The sequence below is a fragment of the Providencia sp. PROV003 genome (assembly GCF_045040775.1).
Taxonomy (GTDB): domain Bacteria; phylum Pseudomonadota; class Gammaproteobacteria; order Enterobacterales; family Enterobacteriaceae; genus Providencia; species Providencia huashanensis.
Map to the genome: position 1 here is coordinate 2685552 of NZ_CP096369.1, position 11981 is coordinate 2697532.

Annotated in this window: 9 protein-coding genes; all 9 read left to right on the top strand. The window is 39.3% G+C overall.

Going from position 1 to position 11981, the window contains the following annotated elements; translation table 11 throughout:
• Positions 1 to 252: 252 nt before the first annotated feature.
• The 9 genes from M1F14_RS12170 to dld all read left to right on the top strand — a co-directional run bounded on the left by M1F14_RS12170 (position 253) and on the right by dld (position 11929).
• Positions 253 to 1743 carry an amino acid permease gene (locus M1F14_RS12170; protein WP_042843415.1) on the top strand — a complete coding sequence of 497 codons (1491 nt, stop codon included), beginning with the start codon at positions 253 to 255 and terminating at the stop codon, positions 1741 to 1743.
• Between the two features lie 253 nt (positions 1744 to 1996).
• On the top strand, positions 1997 to 3136 hold the full coding sequence (locus M1F14_RS12175) for an ABC transporter substrate-binding protein (RefSeq protein WP_042843416.1): 1140 nt from the start codon (positions 1997 to 1999) through the stop codon (positions 3134 to 3136).
• A gap of 100 nt (positions 3137 to 3236) precedes the next feature.
• Entirely contained in the window at positions 3237 to 4247 is a 1011-nt protein-coding gene (locus M1F14_RS12180; RefSeq protein WP_370661204.1) for a FecCD family ABC transporter permease, read from the top strand.
• A complete protein-coding gene (locus tag M1F14_RS12185; RefSeq protein ID WP_094301210.1) occupies positions 4241 to 5029 on the top strand; it encodes an ABC transporter ATP-binding protein in 789 nt (262 codons plus the stop codon). Before M1F14_RS12180 ends, M1F14_RS12185 begins: the two co-directional genes overlap by 7 nt.
• 260 nt (positions 5030 to 5289) lie before the next feature.
• Positions 5290 to 7257 carry a ligand-gated channel protein gene (locus M1F14_RS12190; protein ID WP_181468569.1) on the top strand — a complete coding sequence of 656 codons (1968 nt, stop codon included), beginning with the start codon at positions 5290 to 5292 and terminating at the stop codon, positions 7255 to 7257.
• Positions 7258 to 7617: 360 nt separating this feature from the next.
• On the top strand, positions 7618 to 7830 hold the full coding sequence (locus M1F14_RS12195; RefSeq protein WP_071548171.1) for a hypothetical protein: 213 nt from the start codon (positions 7618 to 7620) through the stop codon (positions 7828 to 7830).
• Positions 7820 to 9205, top strand: a complete 1386-nt coding sequence (locus M1F14_RS12200; protein WP_042843420.1) for an APC family permease — start codon at positions 7820 to 7822, stop codon at positions 9203 to 9205. Before M1F14_RS12195 ends, M1F14_RS12200 begins: the two co-directional genes overlap by 11 nt.
• Before the next feature lie 146 nt (positions 9206 to 9351).
• Positions 9352 to 10026 carry a hypothetical protein gene (locus M1F14_RS12205; protein WP_071548170.1) on the top strand — a complete coding sequence of 225 codons (675 nt, stop codon included), beginning with the start codon at positions 9352 to 9354 and terminating at the stop codon, positions 10024 to 10026.
• Positions 10027 to 10189: 163 nt separating this feature from the next.
• Positions 10190 to 11929 (top strand): D-lactate dehydrogenase, encoded by a 1740-nt coding sequence (gene dld / locus M1F14_RS12210; RefSeq protein WP_048607443.1) that lies wholly within the window; start codon positions 10190 to 10192, stop codon positions 11927 to 11929.
• Positions 11930 to 11981 lie beyond the last annotated feature (52 nt).

The following is an 11981-nucleotide window of genomic DNA, read 5'->3' on the forward strand; positions in this document are numbered from 1 at the left end:
TGTTGGCTGCAATCGACTATCCAAGTCACATACTGGTGTATGCTCCTTGGATAGTCTCATTTGCCGTCTAGCGACAAGCCAAAATATTTAGAGGATTGCAATGAATGTGTTGTGATTGCGATAACGCGTTTTACTTATAATTTGCTACGGATTATGAAGGTATCTTATAACAGCAAAGAGTTGCTTAGTTCTGGCAGTCTATTTTGCTAGAATTCCTCCGATATTAGCTGAATAATAAAATACAGGGAACAAATGTCAGAACAACATACCAATACTATCGCGCAAGGCGGCCCACAAAAGCTACGCCGTGAATTAAAAGCACGCCACCTTGCGATGATTGCTATCGGGGGCTCAATCGGTACCGGTTTATTTGTCGCATCAGGTGCAACCGTTGCACAGGCAGGTCCTGGTGGGGCACTTCTTTCATACGCTATCATCGGTTTAATGGTTTACTTTTTAATGACCAGCTTAGGTGAGTTAGCTGCTTATATGCCAGTTTCAGGTTCATTTGCGACCTATGGTGCTAAGTATGTTGATGAAGGCTTTGGTTTCGCATTAGGTTGGAACTATTGGTATAACTGGGCGGTCACTATTGCGGTTGACCTTGTAGCAGCGCAATTAGTGATGACTTATTGGTTCCCAGATACCCCCGGCTGGATTTGGAGTGCAATATTCCTTGCTATTATTTTCTTGCTAAACTTTATTTCAGTTAAAGGGTTTGGTGAGGCTGAATATTGGTTCTCCTTAATTAAAGTCACTACCGTCATTATTTTTATTGTCGTGGGCGTGTTAATGATTTTCGGCATCATGAATGGTGCAGAAAATGCAGGATGGCATAATTGGGAAATCGGTGATGCACCTTTTGCTGGTGGCTTTTCAGCGATGATTGGTGTTGCAATGATTGTTGGTTTCTCCTTCCAAGGTACTGAACTAATCGGTATTGCTGCAGGGGAATCAAAAGATCCGGCAAAAAATATTCCAAAAGCGGTACGTAAGGTTTTCTGGCGTATTCTGTTATTTTACATTTTTGCAATTCTGATTATTAGTTTGATCATTCCTTATACCGACCCTAATTTATTGCGTAATGACGTTAAAGATATCAGTGTAAGTCCATTTACATTGGTATTTGAAAATGCAGGTTTACTCTCCGCAGCGGCAGTAATGAATGCCGTCATTTTAACCGCGGTTTTATCGGCGGGTAACTCAGGGATGTATGCATCCACCCGTATGTTGTATACCTTAGCGCGTGAAGGTAAAGCTCCGCGTATTTTTGCCCGCCTATCAAAAGGTGGCGTACCACGCTATGCTTTATTAGCTACAACAATTATTGCCGGTCTATGCTTTTTAAGTTCGATGTTCGGTAATCAAACCGTTTATTTATGGTTATTGAATACGTCGGGAATGACGGGTTTTATTGCATGGTTAGGAATTGCGATTAGCCATTATCGTTTCCGTAGAGGGTACATCGCACAAGGTAAAGATCTTAACGATTTACCATATCGCTCAGGCTTCTTCCCGGTCGGCCCTATTTTTGCATTTATTTTATGTTTAACGATTACGTTAGGTCAGAACTATCAAGCCTTCTTAGAAGATAGGATTGATTGGGTTGGGGTAACCGCGACTTATATCGGAATTCCGCTATTTTTAGCCATATGGTTTGGTTATAAAATTGCCAGAAAAACCACATTTATTCGCTATAAAGACATGAACTTTCCAAGTTACAAAGAAAATTTAGATAAATAAAATTCGTATCTTGTTTACTAAAATAGCACCTCCATTGAGGTGCTATTTTTTTATCACGCCAGAATAAAATGTTAGAAGTGCCAAATTAGCAGGTTAATTTGGCAAGATGCATAACTTTTCGATATGGCTCACATAATTTCATTGAGTTAAGTCATGTTAGATTCAATAATCGTATTGATAAGTATTCTTATTTGCTTTATTGTTACCGCAATAAAAAATTCAGTCAATGAGGTTGATGGTGGAGCTTAATACTATGTCGTCGGTAGCCAAGAAATCAGTAGCTAGGTCGGTAGTAAAAGGAATAAGTTTAGCATTATTAGTGAGTGCAAGTTTGAACTCGTGGGCCGCTACTGTAACTGATGTTGCAGGCCGTACTGTTGAAGTCCCTGATAATGTTAATCGTATTTTACTTGGCGAAGGGCGTTTATTTAGCGCTATAGCTCTCCTTGAAGGTGATAAACCCATTGAACGTATCGTAGGCTGGCAAGGGGATTTGCGTAAATTAGACCCGCAAACGTATGCGGTTTATAAAGCGAAATTTCCAGAAATTGATAATATTCCTCTAATTGGTAATACCAGTGCCGATAGTGTCAGTTCAGAAAAAGTATTAACACTAAATCCCGATATCGCCATTTTTGGTCTGTCAGGGCATGGTCCGGGCAAAAATAGTGAATTAGTGAACCAGTTAGAAAAAGCGGGTGTGCCTGTCATTTTTGTCGATTTCCGTGACAACCCATTGAAAAATACATTGCCGAGTATGCGTTTACTCGGTCAAGCGTTAAATCGGGAACAGGTAGCCAATAAATATATCGATTTTTATGAAAAAAACCAAAAGCTAGTCACCGATATTACCGCTAAAGTTCCGGAAGATAAAAAACCGACGGTGTTCATTGAATTAAGAGCCGGTGCTTTTGAAGATTGTTGTGGTACTGCAGGTGACGGTAACATGGGGAACTTTATTGACTTAGCGGGTGGGAAAAATATTGCTAAGGGGGTATTGCCCGGCGCATTAGGTACAATGAACCTTGAGAAGGTCATTGCATCAGACCCCAGTATTTATATCGCATCTGGTGTCAAAGCACCGGGTAGCAAAGATGTTGGTGTTCAATTAGGCGCTCAAGGTACTTTAATTGATGCGAAAGAAAGTCTAAAAAGGGTCACAGAACGTAAAGGCATTAATTCATTATCAGCCATTAAAGATAAGCAAGATTACGCTATCTGGCATAACTACTATAACTCTCCATACAATGTGATTGCGACACAAGTATTTGCTAAATGGTTTTATCCTGAGCAATTTGCGGATTTAGACCCGCAAAAAACACTTGAACAGCTGCACAGTGAGTTTCTCGCAGTAGAACCAAGTGGTGTATATTGGGTCAGCGAAAAGCAATGAGAGTAGGTGGGAATTAATGAGTATTACAAGTGAACCGATAGCAGCTGCAGAGCAAGCCATCAAACAAGCTGATAATGGTGTGAAGCAGCATTATCAAAATATGTTACGCCGTAGGCTAACATGGATTGGGGTTATTGTTGCTGCAATTTTATTATCTTTAATTATTGATTTTACGTTGGGCCCTTCGGGCTTATCTCTTGAACGATTGTGGCAAACCTTGGTAACACCAGAAACGGTGGATGCAGGGACTCGGGTTATTGTTTGGGATATTCGGTTGCCATATGCATTGATGGCTGTTGTTATCGGTATGTCATTAGGGCTTGCTGGGGCAGAGATGCAAACGATTTTAAACAACCCGCTGGCGAGCCCATTTACTTTAGGTGTATCAAATGCGGCGGCTTTTGGTGCTGCTCTAGCCATTGTTTCAGGTATCGCAATTCCAGGGGTGCCTGACCAATGGGTAATATCGGCAAATGCCTTTATTTTTGCACTACTAGCAGCGTTGATGCTAGATGCGGTTACCCGCTGGACTCGAGTTGCTACTTCCGGTGTGGTTTTATTTGGTATAGCTTTGGTATTTACATTTAATGCATTGGTTTCCATGATGCAATTTATTGCGACGGAAGATACCTTACAAGGGCTTGTTTTCTGGACGATGGGGAGCCTTTCAAAAGCGACATGGGTAAAACTGGGCGTGATGGCGCTAGTTTTCGCCTTAGTTTTCCCAATTGCGATGATGAGTTCATGGAAGTTAACGGCCTTAAGGCTCGGTGAGGATAGGGCTATTAGCTTTGGTATTGATGTCCGGCGGCTAAGGCTGACAACGTTATTGCGGATCAGTATTTTGTCTGCATTGGCGGTTGCGTTTGTTGGGCCGATTGCCTTTATTGGGCTGGTTGCACCACATATTGCCCGTTTGATATTTGGTGAAGATCACCGCTTTTATCTGCCAGCAAGTGCATTAATTGGAGCATTAATTTTATCGATGGCATCTATTGCCTCGAAGAACATTATTCCAGGTGTGATTATTCCTGTGGGTATTGTGACATCGTTAGTGGGTGTTCCGTTCTTCTTAAGTATTATTTTACGTCATCGGGGTAATGTATCATGAGTGGCTTGATTATTAACCAATTTAATGCAGGCTACCCAAAACGTGCAGTGATTGAAAACTTATCGACCGATATTTTACCCCGAGGAAAGATCACGGTATTACTTGGGCCAAATGGGAGTGGTAAATCAACATTATTACGCTCTTTAGCTGGCTTAAATAAGGCAACGGGGCAGTTATTATTGGACGGCTTGGATCTCACGCAGCAGAATTTTGCTCAACGTGCGCAAAATGTGGTGTATTTACCGCAAACATTACCTGCGGGGGTTCACTTATATGTTTTAGAGTCTGTCATTGTTGCTCAGCGTGCCTCGGGTGGTTTGAGTAATCAAAATAATAAAGACGAAGTCATGCATTTATTACGCCAACTTGGTATTGAACATTTGGCATTAAGTTATTTAGATCAACTTTCAGGTGGCCAAAAACAATTAGTCGGTTTGGCACAATCATTAATTCGTCAACCAAATTTATTATTATTGGACGAACCTTTAAGCGCTTTAGATTTAAATTATCAATATCATGTGATGGATTTAGTGGCAAAGGAAACTAAACGTCGAAATATAATTACCGTTGTGGTTGTTCATGATATTAATATTGCGTTAAGACATGCGGAACATGTATTAATGCTTAAGCAAGGGAAACTCATCGCACAGGGAGAGCCTGCTGAGGTTATCACGCCTGAAAGCCTTGCAGAGGTTTACGGTGTAAGAGGGCGTATTGAAAGGTGTTCGCAAGGGGTACCTCAAGTGTTAATTGATGGGCTAGTTGATAAATTAGCAAGTTAATACCGCACAATAAATGATGTGCTTGTGGCGTCGTGCGGCAAGCACATTAATAAAGAAAAAGGGGCAATATAAAAAAACAAACGAATTAAATATTAAGATTAATTACCCACAGGAAATTTAATTGATTTATAAATGGTTTTTTACCATGAATTTCTTATGGGTATTTAAATATCCAAATAATAAAAAGCGTTTTAAAATTTAATGCAATCAATGTGAGCAAATCAATTCATATATAAAAAATATCTCTTGGAGAGTTGGGAATGGTTGTTTTTAATAAAAGAAAAGTTGCAATTAGCATAATTGCCGCTATCGCTGCGACACCTGCATTTGCTGATGACAGTAAAGATAAAATCTATGTAACGACTGCATCAGGTTATCAGCAAAAAATTGAAGATGCCCCAGCATCCATTTCAGTAGTAACGCGCGAACAACTTGAAACTAAAGCTTACCGTGATGTGACTGACGCTTTAAAAGATGTACCGGGTGTTTTAGTTACCGGTGGCGGCAGTAGCTCTGATATTAGCATTCGTGGTATGGATGCTAAATACACCATGATTTTAATCGATGGTAAGCGTGTTGATACGCGGACAACCCGCCCAAACAGTGATAACTCAGGTATTGAACAAGGTTGGTTGCCACCATTACCCGCCATTGAGCGTATCGAAGTTGTGCGTGGTCCTATGTCATCATTGTATGGTTCGGATGCGATGGGTGGGGTAATCAACATAATCACTCGTCGTGTACAACAAGAGTGGACCACAAGTTTACGAGCGGATACTACACTAACTGAACGTAAAAATTCAGGTAATACAGGACAAGGTAGTTTCTATACCTCTGGGCCACTAATAGATGGTCTGCTCGGTGCCAAACTTCAAGGCCAGTATTCACATCGTGGCGAAGATAAGAACGAAGGTGGTTTTAATCGTCAAATTATGACTAGTGGTGGCGGTACATTATCACTGACACCAGATGATAAAAATACCTTTGATTTAGACTTTAAAAAAGATAACCAGCATCGTGATTCACGATATGGTTATTCAAGAAGCAGTACTGCTACAAAAGAGAATAAAGAAAAATTTGAAAATACGCACGTTGCTTTAACGCACTATGGTTTATACGATGGATTTTCTACTGATACCTATATTCAGCATGATGAAGCTAAGAATATTGGACGTAAAATGAAGTCTAAAGATACGACCATGCGTAATCAAAGTGTATTTTTATTGGGGGATCATAGTTTAAGTTTAGGTGGACAATATCGTAAAGAAAAATTAGAGGATGAAGGTAATAAGTTAAAAGCTAGTACATTAGACAGATATAGTTGGGCACTCTTTGCTGAAGATGAATGGCTAATGACTAATGATTTTGCTTTGACTGGTGGTATTCGTATGGATAAAGACGAAAACTATGGTACGCATTGGACGCCTCGTATATATGGTGTTTGGCATCTAGATGAACAATGGACTGTTAAAGGAGGGGTGTCTACGGGATATAAAGCGCCTGACCTACGCCAATCTTCACCTAATTGGGGACAAGGTACTGGTGGTGATAAATTAAATGGAGTTATTTTTGGTAATCCAAGTTTGAAACCAGAAAAAAGTGTTACTGAAGAGATTGCGGTTATTTGGAATAACCAAGAAAACTTAACAGCAAGCTTAAGTATTTATAATACTGATTTTAAAGATAAAATAACTGAAATAACACGTTGTGATAACAAAGATAGCAGTAATAAATGTAGTACCTCAAGTAATCCAATTAATCATAGTTATGATTTTGTTAGTGATCGTACTAATATTGGTAAAGCTAATATGAGAGGGATTGAAGCTACATTTAATTGGAATATTCTGGATAATTTAGCGTTCACAAATAACTACACCTTCACTGATACTGAACAAAAAAGTGGTATAAATAAAGGTAAAGCGCTAAATAAACAACCTAAACATATGGTTAACTCGACATTGACTTGGGATACGACTGAAGATTTACAGACTTGGGCCCGAATGAACTTTAGGGGTAAGACATCTGACTATCAAGGTCGTCGACAAGCAATGAGCAAAGGTACTCCATCATATGCTTTGTTTGATTTAGGTGCGAGTTATCAATTAAACAAAAATGCAAATTTAATTGGCGGTGTGTATAACGTCTTAGACCGTCGTATTGATTCAGAGAATTATGGCGCTGAACTTGAAGGCCGTCGTTACAATATCGGTATCAACTACAACTTCTAATCGTATAATTAATCTCGATTAATCCAAACCCTTTGGCTTCTACCAAAGGGTTTTTTGCTGATTAAAACCTGATTAAAACCATAAGAAAAAAAAGTTATAAGCAGATAGGGCAAAAAGTCAGAAATAATCAAAATTTCTCATCGAAAATAGGGTGATTTGTTAACAATTTAACTTGCTATTTGTGGTTATGGCGTGCAAAATGCGCGAACTAAAAAATAACTGATGCTTAATCAAATGAAGCATCGGTTTTTTTGTTTTTAGGAACGTTCATTCTAGCGGGGCCGGACATAGAGCCGGAGAGATAATTTTAATATTTACGTGTAGCAAACATTTTACGCTACCGATTTGAGGAATGCTTTTATGGCTTACTTTTTCGCATTCGCAGCAGGGCCAGGCGCTGGCGGCTGCCGTATCGATGACTACGGGGCTCTCGGTGGCTTCGCTCACACGCCTTTCTTCCTTTCTTCGTTTTTCTCTGCCTATAGGCAGATGCAAAGTCTTCCCAGTAACTGTCGATTAAGCCGAAGTAGTATGCAATCGAAAGTTATGGGAGGGCTTGATAATGTCAAATAATACTCCAATTCCATTAGACATTGGTCACAACCAAACCGGTGCGAATAATCGCGTACAACTTGCAAAAACGTTAACGCTTGTACAAGTGGTCATGATAGGTATCGCCTATATCCAACCGATGACCATCTTCGATACTTTCGGTATGGTATCAGATAAGACCGGTGGACACGTTCCAACTTCATACATTATTGCATTAGCGGCGATACTGTTTACGGCTCTGAGCTACGGTAAGCTGGTGAAACGCTTCCCATCTGCTGGCTCAGCGTATACTTATGCTCAAAAATCAATGAGCCCGCATATCGGCTTCTTGGTGGGCTGGACATCTTTGTTGTCCTACATTTTTATGCCAATGATTAACATATTATTGGCTAAAATTTATTTGCAAGACATTTTCCCCAATGTGGAGCCAGCGATATTTGTCGTTGGGCTGGTTATTTTAATGACCGCGGCTAACTTACGTGGTATCAACGTAATCGCCAACCTAAGTACAGTCATTGCGATTATCCAAATTGGGGTAATGGCCGTGTTTACAGGCTTAGTGATCCACGGTGTTTCAAATGGCGAGGGGTCGGGAGAAATTTGGACCTTTAACCCATTTGGTAATGAAAAAACTGAAATGATCCCATTGATAGCTGGGGCTACCATTTTGTGTTTTTCATTCTTAGGCTTTGACGGTTTAAGTTCATTGTCAGAAGAAACGCCAAACGCAGGTAAAGTGATCCCTCGTGCTATTTTCTTAACGGCACTTATTGGGGGGGTTATCTTTATTACGGTTTCCTTCTTCTTACAACAATATTTTCCAGACGTATCACGCTTTAAGAATATCAATGAAACTCAGCCAGATATTATGCGCTTTGTTGCTGGTGCATTCTTCCAGTCAATTATTTTGGTATTCTCATGCGTGACAGTATTAGCTTCAGGAATGGCAGCCCACGCAGGTAGTGCTCGTTTAATGTATGTAATGGGCCGCGATGGGGTATTCCCAGAAAAAGTTTTTGGCTATGTTAGTCCAACATGGCGTACACCGGCATATAACGTATTGATGGTCGGTTTCTTAGCGTTAGGGGCAATTTGGTTTGAAATGGATTTTGCGACCGCATTAATCAATTTCGGGGCATTAATAGCATTTACCTTTGTTAATATTTCTGTGATTAGCCAATTCTTTATCCGTGAACGTCGGATGACAGGCTTCAAAAATATTTTGAATTACTTAATTTTACCTGTTATAGGTACACTAACAGTGTGCGTTTTATGGTTAAATATTGAAGAAGATTCAATGGTTTATGGATTGATTTGGACAGCGGTTGGTTTAGTTTATATGGCTATACTGACTCGCATGTTTAAGAGACCGATGCCGCAGATGAGTGATATCTAGTTATTTTCTACTAATGGAATAGCGCCTTTTGGCGCTATTTTTGTTTCAATAATGTATGCAAGTTGTAACTTGTTATCGCGAATATTCTTATTGACTGATATACCCAACTCCTCATAATTCAACTATAAGAATTTTAAGGAGAATTTATGAATCCCTTCCATTTTGATGTTACTGCACAAGAACAGCCTTTTTACAAAATTGATATTCAATACACCCCTTCAAGTTATAAAGAAATGATAACTGATTTTAAAAATAACTTAATTCGTAATTATAAAAGAAAGTTTAAACTTATTAGGTGGGTAGTATTTATTGAGTTATTTTTAATCGCAGCATCATTTATACGCTTTACGTTTGATGACCCGCAATATTTTCATAAAAACATACCTTATTACCACACAGTAATGCAAACAGTGGGTATCACATTTATTATTTTTGGGTTGTTTATATTAGCGTTTAAAATTGGGTTAAAGGGGGCTGTATCATTACAAGAATCGTATCTTAGCAAAGGATTAATTAAAGAGGAGGATATTAATCACTATACTTTTTACCCTGAAGGCTTTGTATTTAATGAATTTAATCAAAATATGAGCCTTTACTGGGATGCTTTGCACTATGTTGCAGTCTACGATACTAGCTTAGTCTTTGCTTTTTGCCCCCCTAAAACTGAAAAAGGTAAATATACCGCAGAGTATGATGAAGTCATCATCCCATTAAAACTGATCCAAGAGAAAGATTACCTTATCAATGCACTAAAAGAGTTGGGTAAACACCATTTTGATTTTGAAGATCAAAGAAAACGTGGAGCTAAAAATGTGAACTGACATACAGTGATAGCGTAAATAGGCTCAGGTATTTTTTGCCTGTTAAGAATTATTTAAGATAAAACGTGTAGCCTATCAACATCATAATATTATGTGATACTGTTGTTACAATGAATAGTTCACAAATCATCATAAACATGAATTCGATTAAGAAGGCACACAAATGAATGATGTAAAAAAACCTGAGAATCAACGATTATTACTCACCCTCAGGAATATTGTTGGTAAGAAAAACATTCTAACAGAACCTCATAAGACAGAACGTTATCGCAAAGGTTTTCGATCAGGCGTTGGGGATGCAATAGCGGTTGTATTCCCTACAACACTGCTTGAGCAATGGCATGTATTTAAAGCGTGTGTTGAAGCCGATAAAATTGTTTTAATGCAGGCGGCAAATACCGGGCTGACAGAAGGCTCAACACCAAGCGGTTATGACTATGATCGCGATATTGTGATCATCAGTACACTACGTTTGAACCAAATACAAGTCCTTCCTGAATTCAATCAAGTGGTTGCGATGCCGGGAAGTACGTTATATGACTTAGAGAAGATTCTTAAACCCTTGGGGCGTGAACCACATTCGTTGATTGGCTCATCTTGTATTGGTGCATCTGTTGTGGGCGGGATTTGTAATAGTTCTGGTGGCTCCTTAGTGCGTAGAGGCCCCGCTTATACCGAGCTTGCGTTGTATGGCCGAGTAAATGATGATGGTAAAGTGGAACTTGTGAACCATTTAGGTATTGATTTAGGGAATACCCCAGAAGAAATACTGACTAACTTACAAAACCGGGGTTATAGCAGCGAAGATGTCCATGTTAGCGAAAAACTAGCTTCTGATCATGAATATGCACAGCGTGTTCGTGATGTTGATGCAGATACGCCGTCTCGCTTTAATGCTGATGAACGCCGTTTATTTGAAGCATCCGGTTGTGCCGGTAAATTAGCAGTATTTGCAGTTCGTTTGGATACTTTTCCAGCGGATAAAAAAACACAAGTATTTTATATTGGCTCAAATAACCCCGATGTTTTAGAAGATATTCGTCGCTATATTTTGAGTGAGTTTAAAAATTTACCCGTAGCGGGTGAATATATGCACCGTGGTTGTTTCGATATTGCAGAAATTTACGGTAAAGATACCTTTTTAATGATAGATAAATTTGGCACGGATAAAATGCCAATGTTTTTCACGATAAAAGGCCGTATTGATGCGGTATTAAATAAAGTCCCATTTTTACCCTCTAATTTAATTGACCGTACTATGCAAGTACTGAGTAAATTATGGCCATCCCATTTGCCGCCGCGAATGAAAGAGTTTCGTGACCGTTATGAACATCATCTAATGCTAAAAATGGCAGGTGATGGGATTGATGAAGCTAAAGTTTGGTTAAAGTCATATTTCGCAACCGCGGATGGTGGTTATTTTGAATGTACCCCAGAAGAAGGTGCGAAAGCTTTCTTACATCGTTTTGCAGCTGCGGGGTCAGCAGTACGATACCATGCGGTACATAATAAAGACGTAGAAGATGTTTTGCCGTTAGATATTGCGTTACGACGCAATGATAGAAACTGGTTTGAAACGTTACCACCGGAAATTGAAAAGTTATTAGTCCATAAACTGTATTGTGGTCATTTTATGTGCCATGTTATGCACCAAGATTATGTGTTGAAAAAAGGTGTGGACCCAAAAGAATTAAAAGAAAAAATGTTAGCGCTATTAGATGAACGAGGGGCGCAATACCCAGCAGAACACAATGTTGGTCACTTATATAAAGCGGCACCACAGTTAAAATCATTCTATAAGCAAGCGGACCCAACGAATACGATGAACCCAGGTTTAGGGAAAACAACGAAACGGAAAAATTGGGAAGGGGATTGCGGTTGTAGCCATTCTAATGAACATTAAAACCACATTAATCTAAAATAAAAATGGGCAACGATTTTGCCCATTTTTTTTC